This window comes from Formosa sp. A9, from assembly GCF_051200825.1.
In the GTDB taxonomy this organism is placed as follows: domain Bacteria; phylum Bacteroidota; class Bacteroidia; order Flavobacteriales; family Flavobacteriaceae; genus Formosa.
The window spans coordinates 1,220,729-1,241,411 of record NZ_CP195158.1 but is presented as its reverse complement, the minus strand read 5'-3'; the positions used below and the strand labels follow the sequence as shown (position 1 = coordinate 1,241,411).

The following is a 20,683-nucleotide window of genomic DNA, read 5'->3' as shown; positions in this document are numbered from 1 at the left end:
TGCTGTTGGTGTTGACTGTTATTTTAATTGATTACTATTGTGTACGGTGCGCCAAAACGATGGGTGGTTCGCCATTAAATGGATTCTGAGTGCCACCGATGGCTTTTGCTCCTAGCGCTGATGCTTTTTGGATGCTGTGTTCACCAAAGCGGTTTCTAATTTTATCCATGGCATTGTACAGGTTGAGCATTTCTTCGGTATCATCAAATAAATTGATTTGATAGTTCCCTGTTACCAGGTTACTCAATTTTACACCCACCAAGCGGATTAACAAACGACGCTGATAAAGGTTTTCAAACAGTTCCAATACTCTGGGGATAATGACATGGTCGGCACTGGAATACGGGATTTGCATTTGTTTGGAATAGGTGTTGAAATCGGAGTAGCGAATTTTCACACTTACACAAGCTGCCAGTTTGTTGCCTTTTCGAAGTTGATATGCCAAACTTTCGGCCATAGCAAAAATGGTGGTTCGGAGTTTATGCATATCGATTGTGTCTTTTCCAAAAGTACGTTCCATAGATATGGATTTGCGCTCGTGAAACGGAATGAGCGGTGGGTTATCAATCCCCAAAGCACGTTTCCAAATGGTACGCCCGTTAACGCCCAATACACTGGTGAGCATTTCAACAGGCATTTGTTGAATGACACTGATTTTATCGATGCCCAGATTCCGAAGTGTCTGATAGGTTTTATTACCTACTGACGGAATCTTTTTAATGGACAGCGGTGCTAAAAAAGCCTTCTCAAAACCTTGATCGATACGCAATTTGTTATTGGGTTTGGCTTCTCCAGTAGCCACTTTAGATACGATTTTGTTGGCTGAGAGTCCGAATGAAATGGGTAAGCCTGTTTCCTTTATAATGGTGGTTCGTATTTCCGATGCGTATTTGTAGCAGCCAAAAAATTTATCCATCCCTGTTAAATCGGCATAAAATTCATCGATGCTGGCTTTTTCAAATACGGGTACTTTTTCTTTGATAATATCGGTAACCTGATGTGAATATTTAGAATATACCGAAGCATTCCCACGAATCACCACTGCTTCGGGACAGAGCCGTCGTGCCACTTTCATGGACATGCCCGAATGCACACCGAACTTTCGGGTTTCGTAGCTACAAGCTGATACAACACCGCGATCGCCTGTACCACCAACCAAAATTGGGCGTTTTTGTAAACGACTATCGATAAGACGTTCGCATGAAACGAAAAAAGTGTCCAGATCCAGATGTAGTATATTTTTATTCATACCACAAATTTAACTACAAATACAACCAAGTATTACTGAAATTTGTAGCAAAGTAAATTTTTAACATCTAAAATGCATCATTTTACGATAAACTATTTGTTATAAATAAAGAACCTACTGGAAGCAAATGGCTGTGCGGTGGGGTTACTATTACCCTATCAAGTTTTGCATTATTTCAACGCTTTGTGAAAGTTCACTTTCTGTTGATGAAGCAAAACCTAATCTGATTGCATTTTTATTGTATGTAGAACTATTATGCAATATTCCATCAGAAATGTATAAGCCTTCTTGATAAGCTTTTTTAGATAGTTCTGGAAGGTTAACTGACTTATCAAATTCTGTCCATACTGTCATACCTCCATCTGGAATTTTAAATTTAATATGTGGTTTTAATTCTGACTCCAGAAGTTCGCAAAAGAAATCTCTTCGTTTTTTGTAAATTGATAGTGTTCTGCGTAAGTATCTTGATATTGTACCTTCATTCAATAGTTCTGCCATTGCATTATCTAAAATATGGTCTCCTTGTCTATCTAAAAGCATTCTAATATTTGCAAGATGTTTTATCACATTCTCAGAAGCCACAATATAACCCATACGAAATGCAGGAGAAAAACTTTTACTAAAAGAACCACAATAGATAACCATACCATTTTCATCAGCACTTGCAAGGGGTAAAAGTGGACTATTGTTATAATGAAAAGTAAAGTCATAGTCATCTTCAAAAATAATGAAGCCAAATTCGTTAGCAAGGTTAAGAAGTTCTAAACGTCTGTCAATCCTAAGAGAAACAGTTGTAGGATAATGATGGTGAGGGGTAACATAAACCATACGTACCTTAGTTTTATTACATATGGCTCTAAGTTCATCCACAACAATTCCAAATTCATCTACAGAAATCCCTATATGTTTTGCCTTAGAGTGTAAAAAATTATGTTCCGCCCTTTGCCATCCAGGGACTCCAGAAACAATTACATCCCCTGGCTGTATTAAAGCATTGCATACGAGATTTAACCCCATTAAAGTACCTCTAACTGATAAAATATTGTCTGGAGTTGTTTTTAAACCTCTGGTATTGTTTAAATATTTGGAAAGTGCTTCTCTATAATACATTGAGCCGTCTGGTTGGCTATATGCACCAAATTTTGAGTATAATGAACTTTCTCTTATGAGCTGAGACCTATAAGCTCTATATAATTCCTTTAAAGGGGCTAATTTAGGGTCTGGATAACCATCATCTAAATGCAAAGGTACACTTGAAATAAAGTAAGGATTATTTAGATAATTATTTGACCGAATTTCGAAACCTGATTGTTTAAGAGGTTGTTTGTTATTTTGAGTTTCTAACTTGGTTGGAGACAACTCTGGAATATGGAAGGAAACGAACGTACCTTTACCTACATAACTTTCAATCCATCCTTGTAACTGCAATTCTTCTAAAGCTTTGGTAACAGTTACCCGATTAATATTTAACGTTTCAGCTATTTTACGTGAACTGGGTAATTTTTGACCTGATTTTAACTTACCACTTCTTATTAAATCTAACATTTCGTCTGCTAACTGTAAATAAACAGGACGTTCTGTTGAATGTGTCAAAGTAATTGCAGTAAAGAGAGTTTGCGACATTGGACTATTCGTTTTTCACTAAATGGACTACAAAGGTAATCCAATTTAGCAATAACTTTGTGACTTAATAAAATTAAACATTGAATAATGAACTATAGTATTAGAATATGTGAAGAAAAAGATATTGACAAGCTATTAGATTTATGCCGACAACACGCAGAATTTGAGAAGAGCGCATATCTGCCTGATAATAAGAAAGAAAAATTATTGGAAGCTATCTTTTCAGAAGAAAAACTATTGAATTGTTTGGTTGTGAAAGTACAAGGTGAAGTTATTGGATATACTACATACACCTTTGATTTCTCAACCTGGGACGCCCAAAGGTTTATTTACTTGGATTGTTTGTATATAGAGGAAAACTATAGAAGTTTTGGAATAGGTAATGTCTTAATGGATAAAATTCAGGAAATCGGGAAAGAGCATAATTGCATCAATATGCAATGGCAAACACCAGAATTTAATGAAAGAGCTATTAAATTTTATAAGCGCATTGGTGGCATTGGAAAGGAAAAAGTGAGGTTTACTTTACCGTTAAATTAAGTAAAAATATGAATTGGATAATCTTAATTATAGGAGGTCTGTTTGAAGTTGCATTTGCTTATTGTTTAGGAAAGGCAAAAGAAAGTGCGACATATGAAATGTATTTATGGTATGTTGGATTTGTAGCTACACTAATCATAAGTATGAGTTTATTAATAAAAGCTACGCAAACTTTACCACTTGGAACTTCATATGCGGTATGGACAGGTATAGGGGCGGTAGGTACTGTAATAGTGGGGATTTTTGTATTTAAAGAACCTGCAACATTTTGGAGACTATTTTTTATAAGCACTTTAATCGCTTCGATTGTAGGGTTAAAAGTAGTTTCACATTAAATAAAAAACGAAAATAACTTTATTAAAATAATTGAAAAATGAATACAAACACATTAAAAAAAGCAACGCTAAATGATATTGAAATTCTACAGTTTATAGGGAGAAAAACTTTTTACGAAACCTTCATAACTGGAAATACAGAAGATGATATGAAAAAATATTTAGATGAAAGGTTTTCAACTGAAAAACTTACAAATGAATTGAATGAAAAAGACTCAGAATTTTATGTTGCGTTTGACAATGAAACTGTAATTGGGTATTTAAAAACCAATACAGGCAAAGCACAAACCGAAGCACAAAATGAAAATGCTTTAGAAGTAGAAAGAATATATGTAGCAAAAGAGTATCACGGTAAGAAAGTTGGACAATTGTTTTATGATAAAGCATTAGAAATTGCTATCAGTATTAATGCTCCTTATCTATGGCTTGGCGTATGGGAAGAAAATCCAAGGGCAATAAACTTTTATAAGAAAAATGGTTTTGAAGAATTCGATAAGCACATTTTTAAATTAGGGAATGATGAACAGACAGACATTATGATGAAGAAAAATCTCAGTTTCCAATAAAAGATAATTAATTAAAAAAAATAATATCAAAAATTTACTGTAAAATGGATATACCAAATCATTTCAAATTCGATGCTAAAGAAGATGTTTTAGCTTTTATAAAGCAATTTAGTTTTGCAACGCTTATTAATATTAAGGAAGGAAAACCCATTGCCACGCAACTACCATTTGTGATTAAAGAGAAGGATGAAAAATTAATTATTAGTTCACATTTTGGAAAAGGGAACGAACACTATAATTATATTGAAAGTAGCCCTTGTTTAGTAATTTTTACAGAACCTCACGCTTATATTTCACCTAAACTTTATACAAGTAAAAATAACGTTCCTACCTGGGATTACATAACTGTTCAAGTATATGGAACAGGTAAAATAATTGATTCAATAGAATTGAAAGAAAGTATTTTAAAAGAGATGATTGTTTTTTATGAAGAGGAGTACTCAGAACAATGGGATAGTCTTAACGACTCATATAAGAAAAGAATGATGAATGGTATTGTTGCTTTTGAAATTGAGATTGAACAAATATTAGGAAAAAAGAAATTGAGTCAAAATAAAAGTAAAATAGAGCAAATTAATATTATGGAACATTTAAGCAAAAGTGAAGATACAGCTGCTCAAAAGTTATCAGAATATATGAAAATTGACTTACAAAAAGAATAAACACACCTATAACTATGTGTAATTCAGTTGATAAGAAACGATTGTTTTTGATTTTACTTATTATAGGAACAGTTTTCTGGGGTGTATCCTTTCCTGTAACAAAGCTGAGTATGGGAAACTATTCACAAACAACCTTTCTGTTTTACAGGTTTTTAATTGCAACTATACTACTAAGTTTAATTTTTAGAAAACACCTAAAAAGAGTAAATCTAAGGGTATTTAAAACCAGTATATCTTTTGCGTTACCCTTAGTTTTTGGAATATTTTTTCAAACATTGGGCGTAAAACACGGTGATGCAAATCAATGTGCTTTTATTGCAGGAATGTGCGTGGTAATAATACCATTGCTAAAGACGGTCTTTTACAAGCAGAATATAGCATTTAGAATTTGGGTGGCTGCTTTTTTGGCCTTGATTGGATTAGGAGTTATATCAATTACGGAAAGACTATCAGTGAACATTGGAGACATTTATACTATGATAGGAGCTTTTGGCTTCTCTGTATATTTAATAAAAATAGAGCGTTACAGTAAAAAGGAAAATGTTTTACCTACAATCAGTCCTATGTTTATGGTTTGTACGCTAATTACATTTATACTATCATTATTTGATACAAATGCTAACTGGATGCCTCAAAACCAAACGTTTTGGATGGGAATAGCTTTTTGTGCTATGCTACCTACTGCTTATATGTATGGATGGGGCGGACAAAGTGAGCCACCCTCGGCGGGTCAAACTGAGCATAGTAAACTAAGTGCTCAAAATCGATTCATTTGTGTTTAAATTTAGTGTTATTTTTTTAATTTTTTACGCATAGATTCTCCTTTAATATCAATACGATGAGCTGTGTGTACAAGCCTGTCTAAAATGGCATCTGCAATGGTGTGTTCTCCTATCAGTTCATGCCAGGCTTCCACAGGTAATTGCGAGGCAATAATGGTACTGTGTTTACCATGGCGGTCTTCAATAATTTCCATTAATGCATGACGGTTCATATTATCCAGAGCTCTAAGACCAAAGTCGTCTAAAATTAAAAGATCTTGTTTTTCTAGTTTACTAATCTGTTTTAAATAGGAACCATCTGCCTTAGCGGTTTTTAATAAGGTAAACAGTTTATTGGTATTATAATACACAACCTTGTAGCCTAGAGAACACGCTTGATGTCCTATAGCAGAGGCCATATAGCTTTTACCGGCACCAGTACTTCCAGTTATAAGGATATTTTGTTTATTTTTAATAAAATCACAACAAGAAAAACGTTGGATCTGGTTTTTATCGAGTGCTCTTGACGGATCATAGTCTATAGCTTCCATGACGGCACTGTACCTAAAGTAAGCCGATTTTGTTAAGCGTTCTATTTTACGGTTTTGACGATCGTCCCATTCAGATTGGGTAAGATATGCTACGAGTTCGTCGCTGGTGTAGTTAATGCTCTCGGGCGTTAAACTATTTTCAAAGGCTCTATGCATACCAAAGAGCCTTAGTTGCTTCATTTGTTCTAATGTTTTTGTATTCATAATCTAATTTTATTTATAATAGTGACTGCCTCTAATGTTATTATGGTTGGGGATATCAACGGGTTCCTCTATGGTTTCATCTAGTTTGTCCCATCCTTTTTTTAGTATGTTTTCTATCATATTATAATTATAAGAGTCATAATCCAAAGCACGTCTACAAGCATTATCTAAGCGCTGTTTTCCCACTTTTTTGGCTAAGTGAAGTATACCTAAACAGGATTTATAGGACTGTTCTGGATGTTGTTTTTTGTTCAGGATTTTAATAATCATGGTTTGGCAATGTACTCCTATGTGGCCTGCCCAATCGATAAATTTTTCACTGCTCCATTCACTAACAAAGCGATGGTGTGAGGGCATATGTTCCTTGGTGGTCGTATACCCGTATTTCTTAGGCGCCCTTGCATGAAAGGTCAACAGTTCATTTTGATGGTAGATCTCAATGACACTCTCAGAGTATATAACTTTAACACGTTTGCCAATATGTTGGTAAGGCACACTATAATAGTGTTTGTCTTTACCAAAGTATATATGGCTATTTTTATGAACGGTAGCTCTGGACTGCCTCTTAATTTCATAGCGCTTTTCTGGTAAGGGTTTCAAGGCTTGTTTTTCGATTTCTTCAAACAAAGAATATCTGGAGTACTCGCGCCCTCTAAAAGACATAGCATTATGCTTTTTAAGCTGCTCTAATATGGCCTTGTTAAGCTCTGATTTACTATGAAAGGTTTGATGGCGGAGCGGTGCAAATACACGGGTATATATGATGCGAACGGCATTCTCTACAATGGCCTTATCACGAGGTTTGTAGGCTCTTGTAGGTAATACTGCAGTGTCGTAATGTTCTGCAAAATCTGCAAAATCTGCATTAACTCTAGGTTCATAGCGACTACTTTTATTAACAGCTGCCCGAAGGTTATCGGGCACTAGAGCCTGTGGTACGCCTCCATAAAACCAAAGTGCATTTTCTACACAAGCCATAAAGTCTTCTTTCTTCTGGCTCTCACAGGCTTCTACATAAGTATATTGGCTACTGCCCAAAACACACACAAAAACCTCTAAATCCTGGATTTCTCCTGTGTGCCTGTCCACTATGGTGAGTTTCTTTCCTGTAAAATCTATAAATAATTTATCGCCGGCTTTGTGTGTAAAATGCATTACAGGCGACACTTCCTTGCTCCATTCTCGATACCAGTATCTGAACTGGGATAGTTTATAGCCATTAGGATGCTTGGCATAATATTCCTGCCATAAAAGTTCTTTGGTAACGCCCGTTTTGCGAAGCTCCTTATCAAAATAAGGAAAGTACTTTTCTAATATAACAAGCTGTTCGGGTTTGGTTTTTTGGTCCGATTTAAAAAGTCTGTCCAACTCTTCTAAGGTCATGGCTGACACTTCATAGCCTGTTAACCCATATCGTTTGAAGAAATCGATGTACTTATCGATGGTATTACGTGAAATGTCAAGTTGGAGGCTTATTTTTCGCTTGCTGACACCCTCACTGTAAAGCTTAAATATCTGTTTTATTTTACGCATATCTATTTGTTTATTGGCCATGATCTTTTTAGGTAAAAGATCGAAAATGCCGTACAAATAGAATCGATTTTTTTAGTGGCTCAGTTTCATCCGCTGTGGGTGGCTCAATTTCATCCGCCGCACTATGCTCACTTTAATCCGCTGCAGGTGGCTCACTATGGCCGTTTTTTGCAATATGTATACCGTATCAAATATATCGCAACAATTCATAAGTGCTGAAAAGGTTGGAATTATCTATTTGTTTGAACCTGTTTTTGCTGCTTTAGCTTCATATATGATATTAAATGAAAGTTTATCCTGGAGACTTTTATTTGGTGGCACATTAATATTAATTGCTACAATAATTTCAGAATTAAATTTCAATCAAAAAGGTGTTCCATTACTGATTAAGAGTAAAGCCAAAATGAAATTGTAAACAACCTATTTTTCTATAAAGAACTTACAAAAACCAAAGGTTATCTTTTCCAAATTCGGGTATTTAGTTGCCGTAAAATTAAGATTTAAATATTATTAATGTTACAAAATTAGCTACATTTACAATCTTTTGTTACTTATATTTGTAGCAAAGAATATTTTTAACATCTAAAACGCATCATTTTATAATAAACTATTTGTTATGAGTATGATATCTAAAAACCTAAAACACTTACGCCATTTGAAGCGTTTAACGCAGGAAGTCCTTGCAGAGGATTTGAAGGTGACACGCTCACGGATTGGCTCTTACGAAGAAGGGCGCTCAGCGCCTACTATCGAGTTTTTAATTGCGGTATCGGACTATTTTAAATTACCGATAGATATTTTGTTGCGCAACGATTTAACCAAGGGGCACGATGCCTCGTTTATAGAAGTCGGCAATCAACGGGTTTTATTTCCTATTACTGTGGATAGTAATAATGAGGATTTAATTGAGGTGGTGCCTGTTAAAGCCAGTGCTGGATATCTGGCAGGTTATGATGATCCCGAATATATCGAGCAATTACAGAAAATCAAGCTGCCGTTTTTGCCTACGGGTAAACATCGTGCGTTTCCGATTAAAGGGGATTCCATGCTGCCAATGAAACCAGGGGCTTATGTGATTGGGCGCTTTGTGGATAGCAGACGGGATATTATAAGTGGCCGTACCTATGTACTCATCACCCAAAATGAAGGCATGGTCTATAAAAGGGTTTATAACCATATTGACACGAATAATACCTTGCGCTTGGTATCGGACAACAGCGCATACGAACCTTATGATGTTGTGATTGATGAGGTATTGGAACTTTGGGAATTCACTTGCAGCATCAACACCCAAGAATACGACGAGCAGGAACTAAAAATTAGTAGCATCATCCAGATGTTTACAACACTTGGGGTGGAATTAAAAGCTTTAGAGCGATTGATGTAGTGATTGGGGAATTAGAGTTTTTTAATTCCATCTTACTTGATATGGATATCTTTCATAAACAGCATTGTCCTCATTAAAAGAAAACCCTAATTTCCCATTATTTTCGGCTATTCTCATTAATTCTTTTGCTTCTTCAATTTTTCCAATTTTTCCTAAACATAAAGCTTTGTAATATTGTACATCTGAAAATTGAGTATGAATTTTAAGGGCTAAATCGAATAAGTCTATTGCTTCTTGATATTTTCCTTGTTCATATTTGCTAATACCATAATAGAATAAATCAACAGGATGTAACCAATCTTCTCCGTGTTCTGAAAGTTGTTTTTCGTAATCTATTTTAAAAATTTGTTCTGCTTTTTTAAATTCATTCAGTTGTAAATAAGAAAGTCCAATATGAAAATCATAGGTGTGATCCATAACATAGCCATATCCAAAACGTTTTTTACAATCTTCAAAATCTTTTATGGCTTCTCTATACGTTTTCGCAAATATACATTTTATGAATGCTCTATAGTCTTGCCAACGCTGTCTGTCATATTTTACAGCTTTATCGATATATTCCATTCCTATTTCATACTTTCCTTGTTTAAAAAGTGGCATTGCTTTTTGCTGCCACATATAAGCAATTGTAGAATCTTTAGCTAATCCTTTGTCAATCTCAGATTGCCATTCTGAAGAGTAATAAGAGTATTTCCATGCACCATTTTTTAAATGTACATCAATAAGTGAATCCTGTCTTTTCCTAATGATTTTTAATTGAGAGTCCGATTTCTCTATTTCATTTTTTTCTAAATTAAGGTCTTTTTTGCAATTAGTAAAGAACACTAAAATTACTAAAACATAAAGTAAATGATTATTTAATTTCATGGTCAAAATGTATTACAACGGTTTGGCTATGAGTAGTTGCGCGGGTTAGCACATAATTTAGCAAATAAAAACCGAATAGAAAATCTGCGAGGATTTTCGTAAGTAGGCTCGAACTAGCCATTAATTATACACCGCTTGGGCGACGTTATTTTTATTCAAGTTCAGTTCTTAAATGTCTCAACATCCCTTGAAGCCATTTAACAATCTTTTGAACATTATCAATTCTATGTATATGATTTTCATCATTTTGCCAATTTCCATTCATAGCAAAATGTATTCTTTTTATATCTATTATCTTTTGCTTTTGTTCTTCCAAAAGCGCTATAAAATCACCATTATCAAAATGATTTGAATATTCTTCAAATGTTTTTTCTAAAGCCTGATTTGAAGTAATATGCCAATGAGGTTGTGAATGTTTTTCATTTGGGTTGTTAAAGTCATCCCATTCTGCTCTGAATAATTGAAATTTATCATCATCTTCATCTTCTCCTTGAAATATAGACAACGATATATAAGTGTGAATATCTTTGACAGTTTTTCTTTTGACTTTGTATTCTTTGGATATAAATTTTATTTCTAAAAATATCCAAAATTCACCAAACCAATCTAAAACTTTAACAGGCTCAAAAGGACTTTCAAATCTGTTTAATCCATTTGAATTACCTTCTATTCTATAAGTGGAAATATTATAATGGCCAGAAAAAGGTTTTAGATTGAAGTTGTTGTAAAATAGATTTTTACACTCATTATTAATGGAATCAATTAATTTTTGAGGATTTATCATTCTTTTTTAATTATTTGGATAAAAATAATTTGTTAAAACATCATCGATTACTTGTTTTACGGATGAATTACCACTTTCTAGTTCTTTACCTAATTCTACAAGTTTAACATAAGCATCTGAATTTTTTGTATGTGTTAAATTAGTATTTGGAATTGGAATATCTTTAATTTGAATTTTACCTAAATCATAACCAGACATTATTGGTTTTGAAAAAATTGAGAGAAGTTTTTCAAATGTTTTACTTGTAAAACACGATAAATAAAAATAATAATCTTCATTATCAAATTGTTTTTTTGGGATAAATGCGTTTCCTTCTTCAATAACACAGTTTCCTTTTGAATCAAAAGCAAATGAATTTGAATTTCCAAAACGGTTTGAATATAGTTTAGGTTTTTTCTCAAACTGCCAGTTTCTAGGCCTTGTTAAAGCCCACCATTTATTTACACTTGACCTTTTTAACAATCGGTCTTTGTGTGGTAGTAAGTTTTCTTGAGCAAATGTAATTGATTCTAATTCCGACTCAAGATTTATGACTAAACCATCTTTGTTATACGGATACCAAACATATTCACTAATAGTTAATTTTCCTGTTTTTATGGAATCATTAGTGATTACAGGTCTAAAGAATTTTTTTTCTGATGAAGGGAGAGAATCAAATTGATTAAGTGAAATTTTGAAAATGTTTTTAAGACCTAATAAAGCCCCTTGTTTTATATTGAATATATCCCCAACCGGAGTTAAATTTCCATCAATTACAAATCTTTTAATATCTTTAATTAACTGGTTTTCTTCAAGTGAAATTACTTTCCAGCTATCTTTAATCATAGGGAAATTGTATGGTGTATAAATACTATAAGCTTTTTCATTGATTGATTGCTCATTATTTGTATTTAATTTTCTTAATTCTCTTAAGGCATCTTGTACATTTCCTTTTTCATTTTTTGTCCAAATTAATTTAGGTATAATTAAAGATCTTGGTCTTTTACCTATAAAAAAACTAACATCAGTTAAGGCGTCTTCAAACACAAAGTTTCCAAGTTTAGCAATTAAATTTAACGACAAACTTTCTTGTATTTCGTTTCTTAATTTACTGTAAGAATCAAAAGTGAAAATGGAGGAGGGTAGTACGCATCCTATTATTCCTCCCTCGTTTAAAGATTTAGTAGCTTTATAAAAAAATGCACTTGCCTGATTTGGTCTTCCTATTTTGACTGAAGAGCCTAAAGTTTCAAGAATTGCATCGCGGCTACTTTTATCTTTTAATAATTCCCAAGAAACAAAAGGAGGGTTCATAAGAATTAAATCATTATCATTTCCCCAATCTTTTAAGAGAGAATCATTAACTAGTTTAATTTCAATATCAAGTTTCCCATCCCATTGAGTTCTATTTTCATATTTCAATAAAAATTCGGAAGTACTTACGGCACTTTCTGATGTATCCCAACCTCTAATTTTTACATTACCTTGAAAGCCTGAATTTTTTAATTGTTTTAAAACTTCAATTAAAAATTCAGACGAACCGCAAGAAGGGTCGAGAATTTTTAAATCATTTTTAGTTAAATCAATTTCTTTAAGACAGTTCTCAACAATGGAACGAGCTAAATATTGTGGCGTATAATGTATGCTAGAGTATGAGTCATTTTTTGTGATTAAATCACTTGAAACACCTCCAAATAAGTCTCTTTGAGGATTAAAATATATAACTTCCCTGTGAGCTTCTTGAAATAATGTTCCTGAAGAATGTCTTAAAATTAAATCTAAATTTGGTTTAATTGATTTAACACCTTGTCTTATTATATCTGAAAAATATTCAAATCTATCAGGAATTTGGGTTTCTAACAAACCCCATTTTTGAAAATCTATAGTATCATCGTTTTCTTCAATGTTTACTAATAACCTAAAAAGCAGATTAAGAGCTTCAACAGGCTTTTCTTTTTCAAAAGTTAAGTTTCTTAATTTTCTAAAAATGTCTAATACAAATGGGATTACATCACTTTGTGTTCTATATGATTTTGAAACTAGATATTTATAAAACTTATCAATATTTGAATAGACTTTTTCTCGTGATATCTCTTCTGTTTTAGTGTCAAACCAATTATTTATTTTAACTTTATCCTCACCAACGACTAAATAGTTTTTTGTATTTGTTGACCAAGAATATTCGAAAAGTAAGTCTCTATCTTCTTCTTTATTGAATGTTTGTAAGCAAAAATCACCGCTACCACCATTTAACATAAGAAATCTTTCCTCATGTAATTTAGGGTTAAGGTGTATCGGAAGTAATCCAAAATCTTTTTTCCAATAATCTATGTCTGATAAATTGCTCATTTAGCAAAAATATAAAATCTAACTTCGTTTATCTTTTAAAGATGATATTTATTTTCATAATGACGCCCAACGGTTTTGTATATGGTTTCGTTGCGTGAAAATCCGCGAGGATTTTCCGCAGTAAACCAAAGATAGTAAAAGTGCGAGGACTTTCCGTGAGGAAAGTCAGAAGCAATGAACTATACACGTCTTTGTTGTGTAAAGTTTTTTTTACCAATTCAACTGATAATATCCTTCTATCATTTTATGATTATATTCAATTTCGCTTTTACAATCTTCCGCTCTCAAAACATACATTGTTTTCTGGCTTTCTATATATTTCGGTTTAATATTTATCTTTAATTCTCCTTCATCGTTAAAATCTCTCGCTAAAAGTGTCCATTTAATTTTAATTTCTCCTTCTTTGGCTAACTTTGGTGTTACTATTATTTTCTTACTAATACTAGTATCTTTTTGAATTATGAAATTTTTTGAAGGTTCAAATAAACCAAATCTATCATTAATCCAAGTAGTAGCGTTGTAAGTCTTTAATTCATTAATTCTCGGTGGGTTAACTTGTACATTTTCAAAATCTCCTACTATTTGAAATGATAGTTTAAAATCATCTATTACAGAACGACCGTCATTTTTGATTTTGATTTTAAAACTAAATTCTTGCTCATCTTTTATTAAATTATTAAGAAATTTCGGAACTATGTTTGTGTCTAATTTTTGCTTTGGATAAGTACTTTCAATATATTCTTGACTTTTTATGTCGACTCCATTAATTAAAATTTTGTCACTTGTTAAAATTTTGTCAGATATTTTATTTGAGAAGTTAAAGATTCTATTAATAAAACTTAATTTACTTTCGCTCTGAAATTCCTTATATGCTTTTTGAAAAGCAGTTTTTTCTTCAAGTTTCTCATCTTCTGTTTGTAAACGATAAGTCACATTGTTTTTGATAAATTCGGGCGAAATATTTTTTTCTATTTTGTCGTTTTCAAAACTTACATATACAGATTTTTGGCTCACAAAATTTTGATTGTTAAGATACCAATTTTCAATATTATCGAATTCTTGAATTTTTCTTGAAAAGTATTCCCAAAAACATATTTGTACTCGAAAAATACCACTTTTAATATGTTTCAAGTTTATCTCTCGCACGTATTCTTCCAATTCTCCATCTTTGGTGAAACTTGTAGCAATAACTAATTGCTCTAATTTAGGTTTAAATTCTTTAGCCTTTTCTATTTCTTCATCAATAGTTGCTTTGGTTAATTTTTGAATTTTACCATATTTACAGAAAAGTTTTGTGTTTTTACATTGAATTCCAAAATATTCTTTTTCGTTTTTTGGAACACAACAAATATCTACACCTTTTTGTTTTGAGCCACTTTCAGAATTAAATTCGATTTCGTTTGGAACATTCCATATTTCTCCCCAAAGTTTTAATGTCAAAAGCTCGAAACTTTGCCAGTTTTGTGGTGGATAGATTCTTTTTGGTGAAATCATTTTCTATAGTTCGAATGCTGTTCTCAAATTGTACACAACGGTTATGGCTATGGTTTCGTTGCGTGAAAATCCGTGCGGATTTTCCGCCGTGCACCGAAGATAGCAAATTTGCGAGGACTTTCCGCGAGGAAAGTCAGAAGCAATGAACTATAGCCGGTGTTACCCAAAGTTATTTTTGTTTTCTTGCAATATCGATTGATTTAATAACATCATAATTCCAAAATCCTTCTTTTACTCCCATATATGCATTTCTAATTGTTATATTTTTTGAGTCTACTGGACTTAAAGTGAAATTTTTATTTGTTCCTTTAAAATCAATTGAAATAATAGGTTTCATTGGACTTGTTCTACTACCTCTAGAGGTAATACCATGAACAAATCTTACATCAGTTATTCGGTAATTGTTATATACTATTGGTTTTGAAGATAATAAATCATTACTTTTTAAAAACAAGAAAGCAAAAATTAATCCAATACCAATATTATGAAAGAATGACCAATAAAAACCCAAATTGTTTTTATAAAATTTTTTAAACCAAAAAGTTATTATGGCACTTACGATTATAGTAATAGAAATAATTAATTTAATTGGTATCCAATTTCTTTCTAATCCGAGATAAGTAAACCATCCCAATATAAGTCCAACAATTAAAATATTTTGATATGGAATATTTCCTGCGTATCTAACTTTTAAAAATTGAAAGAAGTCTATGGTTTTTAATATTGAACTCAATTGTATAAAATGATGGTTTTAATTTTGGCTAACGCCTTTTAAACTTTATCAACATAAGTTTCCCCCTTAAGATATTATCCTTAGAGTTACTTTACTGATAAATATAGAACTAAAATAGAAGAAAAACAGCGAATTTTAATGCTTAATATAAAGTAAAGGACTGCTAAATGAAATTTAAGCCCAATTACAAATTTTGTGCAAACACTTTAGATTTTTACACCATCATATTCAACATTTTCCAAGATACTGGGAATGTTACTATCTACCTTAGGACTAAACAGGTCTTTGCTAACCGTATAGGCTAGTAATTCCTTATTAGGATAATTATACTTGGTGATTTCGGTTATTTGTCTGTCTGTAAGATTAGGATCTAACCAATCCTTTGTAAGTTCAAGGTCTAATATTAAAGGTTGACGCTTTTTCACATTATGCACTTTAGCCAGTTGTGGTGAAGCATCTTTTGTGAGGATAGAAAAGGTAATATACGTATCTATTACCGTGTAGATCCCGGCTAAAGCCAAGGGTTCCTTCTCAATACCCTGAACTAGAAATGGACATTTCTCTTTTTTCTTCCCGTGCGATTTTTTATACTCGTGCGGTTCATAAAAACCCGATACAGGAATAATGCAGCGCTGTTCATGTATTACGCTATTATAGATAAAATGGTTAAACAATTTTTCGGAGCGCGCATTGAGACCTCCACCATATTTGACGGCTTCTTTAAAGTAGGGCAAGATTTCGTCTTTTGATTTATCATCTGGCACAATTCCCCAAACTCCAGGAACCAACACCTCGCGCTTTTGTTGTGGAATGACGAGCATATTGGGATGCGAAAATCCATTAAGATGATATTGCGGCTTATCAAAAATTGGACGAAGTACTTCCTCATTTAATTTCACATTAAAATACTGTTCTAGCTTTTTAGTTTTCGTGATTGTAGAGGTATGGAAGCACATGCTGTTAAAATTGGTATTTTAAAGATAATGAATAATCTCCATTTTTTTGTAAACGTACTCAGTAACATAAATCACAAAATTAACTTTTAAATAACTCTAGGCTTTACTGTATCTTAAACTCTATAATGCTGGGATAAAATACTTCAGCTTAAAAGTCAATTAAATCCTTAGCTTTTATATTGAGACCCTTTGCTAATTCAATAAGTGTGGTTATTTGAATATTAATTAGACCTTTTTCTATTTTACTTATTTGGCTATGATCTACATCACATAATTGAGCCAATTCTCTATAACTCAATCCTTGACTTTCTCTCTCTATTTTCAAATTACCTCCAATTGTTTCTAAATATTGTTTCTTAGCTTTATTATCCATTCCTAACCTGATATATTAGAAATATCAATGAAATTGAAATATTTTTTGTAGTATCATAGCACCACAGTTGATTTTTTTTATTATATTAGCCTCAGTATTAACCAATTTGCAATCCATATTTAGGTAAACAATTGTAAAACCAGTACTATTTCTCGTATCTTAAAACTGGTACTTTTATTACGAGAATCTAAAATGAAGCTCACGTTCCCTTAACGTGGGCTCATTTAAGTAATAGTTTACAATTTGGTCACCATCAGATTTGAGGATCTGCAAAATTGTTTTTTAGCTATAAAGAAGAGAATGAAACAAATTTTTTGTGTTCCATGCACACCTTTAATTTTACTAAGCTCAAGCTCTCACGAGTTGAGCGTATTTGACATTCTTTTTAAGAAAAAGCCAAAAAACCCTGTGTAAATACATTTTTATGGGACTTAAGACACACTAGATTTCGGAATTACGACACACGACAATCCCATAACACTTTTCTACATTTTATGCATCCGAACATAGCGCAACCTAATTAAGGCAGGATACCTACATTCCTAACTTAACCCTCATAAAACACAGTATTAACCTTAAAAACCAATTGCTTATGATTTAAACACCAACAAAAAACCTCCTAACAACTTTGCACGGTCTTTAGGAGGTTGCGATTACACTTTATATAAAATTATAACCTAAACCAAAATTATGAAAAATAACTACATTCTTCATGAAAAAGCACGTTCTTTTAATCGGCTTTTCTCATTGTTCCTCTTTCTAACCTTTAGCTCACTCTGTAATAACACCTTAGCTCTACCCAAGTATAAAATAGATTTACAACATTTAGTTTCTGGTAAGGTTACAGACAGTCATGGCACACCTTTGCCAGGGGTACAGATACAAATAGAAGGCACACAACAGGGTACTATTACGTCAATAAATGGTACTTTTTCCATTACTTCGCATCCTTATGCTGAGTTAATCATATCTAGTCTTGGATTTATACCCCAACAAGTTTCAATAAATAATAGGGATCATATAACTATTATCCTTGAGGAAGATATTACACAATTAAATGAAATAACCATTAATGCTGGTTACTATTCCGTAAAAGAGCGGGAACAAACGGGTAATATCATCCAAATAAACAAAGACGCTATAGAAGAGCAAGATCTCCCCAACCCATTGGCCGCCATTCAAGGTAGAGCTGCTGGGGTTGAAATCATCCAAACATCTGGGATACCCGGTGCTGCATTTGACATAAAAATACGTGGACAAAACAGTATCCGATCCAATGGTAACGACCCATTATTCGTTGTGGATGGGGTTCCATTTCCAACATCTACCCTTGGCAATGCCCAAACCTCTTCTTTAATCATTCCTGGTTTAGGTGTCAGCCCTCTAAACAATCTGAATTCCAACGATATTGAAACCATAGAAATTTTAAAAGATGCTGATGCTACAGCCATTTATGGTTCTCGTGGAGCGAATGGCGTTGTGCTAATTACTACTAAAAAGGGGAAATCAGGTAAGACATCATTTATCGTCAACCTTTCATCTGGTCTTGGTGAAGTGGCCAACCCTGTTGATGTATTAAACACATCGGAATACATTAGCATGCGACAAGAAGCCTATGCTAATGATGGAGTGACACAAATTCCGTTCAATGCTTATGATATTAATGGTACTTGGGATCCAACCAAATATACCAACTGGCAAAAAGAACTTTTTGGGAACACCTCGTTTCTTACCAATGCGGAAGCGCAATTTTCAGGAGGGGGTGAATACACCCAATTTTTAGTAAGTGGAAATTACAACAAACAGACTACAGTATTTCCAGGGGACTTTAAAAATGAAAAAGTTTCCATATTAAGTTCGCTACATCACAAAACAAAAAATGACAAATTAAACTTACAGTTTTCTGTAAATTATACAACAGATACCAACAACCTGCCTGCCACCAGTATCGTCCGAGAAGCCTTACTCCTTTCCCCTAATGCACCTGATTTATACAACACTGATGGCAGTTTAAATTGGGAAAATTCAACTTGGAACAATCCGTTACGGAATTTTGAAGGTAGTTATTTGGCAAAAAGCACGAATTTAATAAGCAATGCCGTTTTAAAATACACACTTTTAAATGGGCTAGACTTCAACACCAGTTTTGGATTTACCCAAAGCCAACTTAATGAAATCAAGACGACTCCAAACACCATACTAAATCCAGCCTTCGGTATTGGTAGCGAGGCCTCGTCGGCATTTCATAATAATGCCAATAGAACTTCATGGATTATCGAACCCCAATTAAATTGGAAAACGCAATTCAAAAATTCAACTCTCGAAGCTTTATTTGGAATGACCTTTCAAGATGAAATAACAAATACTACCTCTATTTTCGCCAATGGATTTACCAGTAATGCCTTCATAGAAAATTTAGCAGCAGCCCAGAATGTATCTATTAATGAAAACAGTGAGAAAGAATACAAATATCAGGCTTTCTTTGCACGACTAAATATTAACCACAAAGGGAAATATTTTGTAAACCTAACAGGACGGCGAGATGGATCCAGTCGATTTGGTTCTGAAAATAAATTTGCAAACTTTGGCGCTGTTGGAGCTGCATGGATATTCTCTAGAGAAGGCTTTAGCAAATCGCATTTAAACTTTTTGAGCTTCGGAAAAATAAGAGCAAGTTATGGATCTACCGGAAGCGACCAAATTGGAGATTATCAATATTTTGACACCTTTGCGTTTTCTAACTCTGTTTACCAAAACACAATAGGTTTAAGACCTAGCAGACTATATAACCCTAATTTTAGTTGGGAAAAAAACATAAAATTCGAGGCAGGCCTAGAACTCGGCTTTTTAAATGACCGCATTAACTTTAGTTCGAGTTATTATCAGAATACATCCTCAAATCAACTGGTTGGGATTCCTCTTCCTAGAACCACAGGTTTTAGCTCCATAAATGCCAACTTAAATGCAACTGTTGAAAACACAGGATGGGAATTTGAGTTACAAACCGTTAATATCCAATCCGACCAATTTAAATGGTCAACAAATTTTAATATTACCATTCCGACAAATAGGCTGGTAAGTTTTCCAAATTTGGAAGGATCTACCTATTCCAATCAATTAGTTTTAGGAGAACCATTGAACATCCTAAAATTATATCAATCCCAAGGGGTTAACCCAGACCATGGATTTTTTGAGTTCACAGACTTTGATGGTAATGGTATTATTTCCAGACCGCAGGACAATCAAATTATTAAAGATCTAAATCCTAGTTACTACGGCGGTATATCAAACACATTCACCTACGGACGGTTTAACTTAGATATCCTGTTTAACTTCACTAAACAATTAGGCATGGATTATGTGGCAACTACGCACATCCCTGGCACCATGAACAATCAATCCAGAGATGTACTCCATAGATGGCAAAATGCCGGTGATCAAACAGATGTCCAAAAATACACTAGCGGATTAAATTATAACGGAACCCTCGCATTTTCTAATTATGCACAAAGTGATGCAGCTATTATAGATGCTTCCTATCTCCGTCTAAAGACCCTTTCCTTGACCTACACATTAACCAATGTACAAAACATGGGCATTGGTTGTAAATTTTTCCTTAGAGGACAAAATTTATGGACGCTAACCAATTACAATGGTCTTGATCCTGAAACACGCTCGAACACCACCATTCCTCCCCTTCGATTTATCACTTTAGGAACCACACTTACCTTTTAAAA

19 protein-coding genes are annotated in these 20,683 nt (G+C 33.3%); 8 read left to right on the top strand and 11 right to left on the bottom strand.

Annotated features, from left to right (window positions below):
* Positions 1 to 34: 34 nt before the first annotated feature.
* Positions 35 to 1,249 (bottom strand): DNA polymerase IV, encoded by a 1,215-nt coding sequence (gene dinB, locus ACR9EA_RS05430; RefSeq protein ID WP_435138519.1) that lies wholly within the window; start codon positions 1,247 to 1,249, stop codon positions 35 to 37.
* Between the two features lie 150 nt (positions 1,250 to 1,399).
* Positions 1,400 to 2,872, bottom strand: coding sequence for a PLP-dependent aminotransferase family protein (locus ACR9EA_RS05425; protein ID WP_435138517.1), 1,473 nt, complete (start codon positions 2,870 to 2,872; stop codon positions 1,400 to 1,402).
* A gap of 87 nt (positions 2,873 to 2,959) precedes the next feature.
* On the opposite strand from ACR9EA_RS05425, the gene ACR9EA_RS05420 reads away from it, so the two are divergent.
* The 5 genes from ACR9EA_RS05420 to ACR9EA_RS05400 are packed head-to-tail and all read left to right on the top strand — an operon-like array spanning position 2,960 to position 5,757.
* Positions 2,960 to 3,412, top strand: a complete 453-nt coding sequence (locus ACR9EA_RS05420; RefSeq protein ID WP_435138515.1) for a GNAT family N-acetyltransferase — start codon at positions 2,960 to 2,962, stop codon at positions 3,410 to 3,412.
* 8 nt (positions 3,413 to 3,420) lie between these two features.
* Positions 3,421 to 3,747 (top strand): DMT family transporter, encoded by a 327-nt coding sequence (locus ACR9EA_RS05415; RefSeq protein ID WP_435138513.1) that lies wholly within the window; start codon positions 3,421 to 3,423, stop codon positions 3,745 to 3,747.
* Positions 3,748 to 3,785: 38 nt separating this feature from the next.
* On the top strand, positions 3,786 to 4,313 hold the full coding sequence (locus tag ACR9EA_RS05410) for a GNAT family N-acetyltransferase (RefSeq protein WP_435138511.1): 528 nt from the start codon (positions 3,786 to 3,788) through the stop codon (positions 4,311 to 4,313).
* 44 nt (positions 4,314 to 4,357) lie between these two features.
* Complete coding sequence (locus tag ACR9EA_RS05405) at positions 4,358 to 4,975, top strand: FMN-binding negative transcriptional regulator (RefSeq protein WP_435138509.1); 618 nt, start codon at positions 4,358 to 4,360, stop codon at positions 4,973 to 4,975.
* A gap of 14 nt (positions 4,976 to 4,989) precedes the next feature.
* Positions 4,990 to 5,757 carry a DMT family transporter gene (locus tag ACR9EA_RS05400; protein WP_435138507.1) on the top strand — a complete coding sequence of 256 codons (768 nt, stop codon included), beginning with the start codon at positions 4,990 to 4,992 and terminating at the stop codon, positions 5,755 to 5,757.
* An 8-nt stretch (positions 5,758 to 5,765) separates the two neighbouring features.
* Here ACR9EA_RS05400 and istB read toward each other — a convergent pair whose 3' ends face one another.
* Both istB and istA read right to left on the bottom strand, forming a co-directional pair.
* Positions 5,766 to 6,491 carry an IS21-like element helper ATPase IstB gene (gene istB / locus ACR9EA_RS05395; protein ID WP_435134525.1) on the bottom strand — a complete coding sequence of 242 codons (726 nt, stop codon included), beginning with the start codon at positions 6,489 to 6,491 and terminating at the stop codon, positions 5,766 to 5,768.
* A 9-nt stretch (positions 6,492 to 6,500) separates the two neighbouring features.
* The gene (gene istA, locus ACR9EA_RS05390; protein ID WP_435134522.1) at positions 6,501 to 8,045 is read right to left on the bottom strand and encodes an IS21 family transposase; all 1,545 of its coding nucleotides are present in this window, start codon (positions 8,043 to 8,045) and stop codon (positions 6,501 to 6,503) included.
* A 103-nt stretch (positions 8,046 to 8,148) separates the two neighbouring features.
* Between istA and ACR9EA_RS05385 the strand changes: the two genes are divergently transcribed.
* Complete coding sequence (locus ACR9EA_RS05385) at positions 8,149 to 8,439, top strand: EamA family transporter (RefSeq protein WP_435138505.1); 291 nt, start codon at positions 8,149 to 8,151, stop codon at positions 8,437 to 8,439.
* Between the two features lie 201 nt (positions 8,440 to 8,640).
* On the top strand, positions 8,641 to 9,411 hold the full coding sequence (locus ACR9EA_RS05380) for an XRE family transcriptional regulator (RefSeq protein ID WP_435138503.1): 771 nt from the start codon (positions 8,641 to 8,643) through the stop codon (positions 9,409 to 9,411).
* A gap of 21 nt (positions 9,412 to 9,432) precedes the next feature.
* On the opposite strand, the gene ACR9EA_RS05375 is transcribed toward ACR9EA_RS05380, so the two are convergent.
* From ACR9EA_RS05375 to ACR9EA_RS05345, 7 genes are all read right to left on the bottom strand, one after another.
* The gene (locus ACR9EA_RS05375; RefSeq protein ID WP_435138501.1) at positions 9,433 to 10,278 is read right to left on the bottom strand and encodes a tetratricopeptide repeat protein; all 846 of its coding nucleotides are present in this window, start codon (positions 10,276 to 10,278) and stop codon (positions 9,433 to 9,435) included.
* A 151-nt stretch (positions 10,279 to 10,429) separates the two neighbouring features.
* A complete protein-coding gene (locus ACR9EA_RS05370; RefSeq protein ID WP_435138499.1) occupies positions 10,430 to 11,062 on the bottom strand; it encodes a hypothetical protein in 633 nt (210 codons plus the stop codon).
* Between the two features lie 6 nt (positions 11,063 to 11,068).
* On the bottom strand, positions 11,069 to 13,390 hold the full coding sequence (locus ACR9EA_RS05365) for an N-6 DNA methylase (RefSeq protein WP_435138497.1): 2,322 nt from the start codon (positions 13,388 to 13,390) through the stop codon (positions 11,069 to 11,071).
* 210 nt (positions 13,391 to 13,600) lie between these two features.
* A complete protein-coding gene (locus tag ACR9EA_RS05360; RefSeq protein ID WP_435138495.1) occupies positions 13,601 to 14,884 on the bottom strand; it encodes a hypothetical protein in 1,284 nt (427 codons plus the stop codon).
* Positions 14,885 to 15,053: 169 nt separating this feature from the next.
* Entirely contained in the window at positions 15,054 to 15,617 is a 564-nt protein-coding gene (locus ACR9EA_RS05355) for a hypothetical protein (RefSeq protein WP_435138493.1), read from the bottom strand.
* A gap of 206 nt (positions 15,618 to 15,823) precedes the next feature.
* A complete protein-coding gene (locus ACR9EA_RS05350; protein WP_435138491.1) occupies positions 15,824 to 16,573 on the bottom strand; it encodes an SOS response-associated peptidase in 750 nt (249 codons plus the stop codon).
* Positions 16,574 to 16,721: 148 nt separating this feature from the next.
* Positions 16,722 to 16,946 (bottom strand): helix-turn-helix domain-containing protein, encoded by a 225-nt coding sequence (locus tag ACR9EA_RS05345; RefSeq protein ID WP_435138489.1) that lies wholly within the window; start codon positions 16,944 to 16,946, stop codon positions 16,722 to 16,724.
* 690 nt (positions 16,947 to 17,636) lie between these two features.
* Between ACR9EA_RS05345 and ACR9EA_RS05340 the strand changes: the two genes are divergently transcribed.
* Entirely contained in the window at positions 17,637 to 20,681 is a 3,045-nt protein-coding gene (locus ACR9EA_RS05340) for a SusC/RagA family TonB-linked outer membrane protein (protein WP_435138487.1), read from the top strand.
* The last annotated feature ends 2 nt before the right edge of the window (positions 20,682 to 20,683 follow it).

Coding starts and splice junctions, on each gene's coding strand:
- dinB (WP_435138519.1), bottom strand. CDS start 1,249: ATGAATAAAAATATACTACATCTGGATCTGGACACTTTTTTCGTTTCA.
- ACR9EA_RS05425 (WP_435138517.1), bottom strand. CDS start 2,872: ATGTCGCAAACTCTCTTTACTGCAATTACTTTGACACATTCAACAGAA.
- ACR9EA_RS05420 (WP_435138515.1), top strand. CDS start 2,960: ATGAACTATAGTATTAGAATATGTGAAGAAAAAGATATTGACAAGCTA.
- ACR9EA_RS05415 (WP_435138513.1), top strand. CDS start 3,421: ATGAATTGGATAATCTTAATTATAGGAGGTCTGTTTGAAGTTGCATTT.
- ACR9EA_RS05410 (WP_435138511.1), top strand. CDS start 3,786: ATGAATACAAACACATTAAAAAAAGCAACGCTAAATGATATTGAAATT.
- ACR9EA_RS05405 (WP_435138509.1), top strand. CDS start 4,358: ATGGATATACCAAATCATTTCAAATTCGATGCTAAAGAAGATGTTTTA.
- ACR9EA_RS05400 (WP_435138507.1), top strand. CDS start 4,990: ATGTGTAATTCAGTTGATAAGAAACGATTGTTTTTGATTTTACTTATT.
- istB (WP_435134525.1), bottom strand. CDS start 6,491: ATGAATACAAAAACATTAGAACAAATGAAGCAACTAAGGCTCTTTGGT.
- istA (WP_435134522.1), bottom strand. CDS start 8,045: ATGGCCAATAAACAAATAGATATGCGTAAAATAAAACAGATATTTAAG.
- ACR9EA_RS05385 (WP_435138505.1), top strand. CDS start 8,149: ATGCTCACTTTAATCCGCTGCAGGTGGCTCACTATGGCCGTTTTTTGC.
- ACR9EA_RS05380 (WP_435138503.1), top strand. CDS start 8,641: ATGAGTATGATATCTAAAAACCTAAAACACTTACGCCATTTGAAGCGT.
- ACR9EA_RS05375 (WP_435138501.1), bottom strand. CDS start 10,278: ATGAAATTAAATAATCATTTACTTTATGTTTTAGTAATTTTAGTGTTC.
- ACR9EA_RS05370 (WP_435138499.1), bottom strand. CDS start 11,062: ATGATAAATCCTCAAAAATTAATTGATTCCATTAATAATGAGTGTAAA.
- ACR9EA_RS05365 (WP_435138497.1), bottom strand. CDS start 13,390: ATGAGCAATTTATCAGACATAGATTATTGGAAAAAAGATTTTGGATTA.
- ACR9EA_RS05360 (WP_435138495.1), bottom strand. CDS start 14,884: ATGATTTCACCAAAAAGAATCTATCCACCACAAAACTGGCAAAGTTTC.
- ACR9EA_RS05350 (WP_435138491.1), bottom strand. CDS start 16,573: ATGTGCTTCCATACCTCTACAATCACGAAAACTAAAAAGCTAGAACAG.
- ACR9EA_RS05345 (WP_435138489.1), bottom strand. CDS start 16,946: ATGGATAATAAAGCTAAGAAACAATATTTAGAAACAATTGGAGGTAAT.
- ACR9EA_RS05340 (WP_435138487.1), top strand. CDS start 17,637: ATGAAAAATAACTACATTCTTCATGAAAAAGCACGTTCTTTTAATCGG.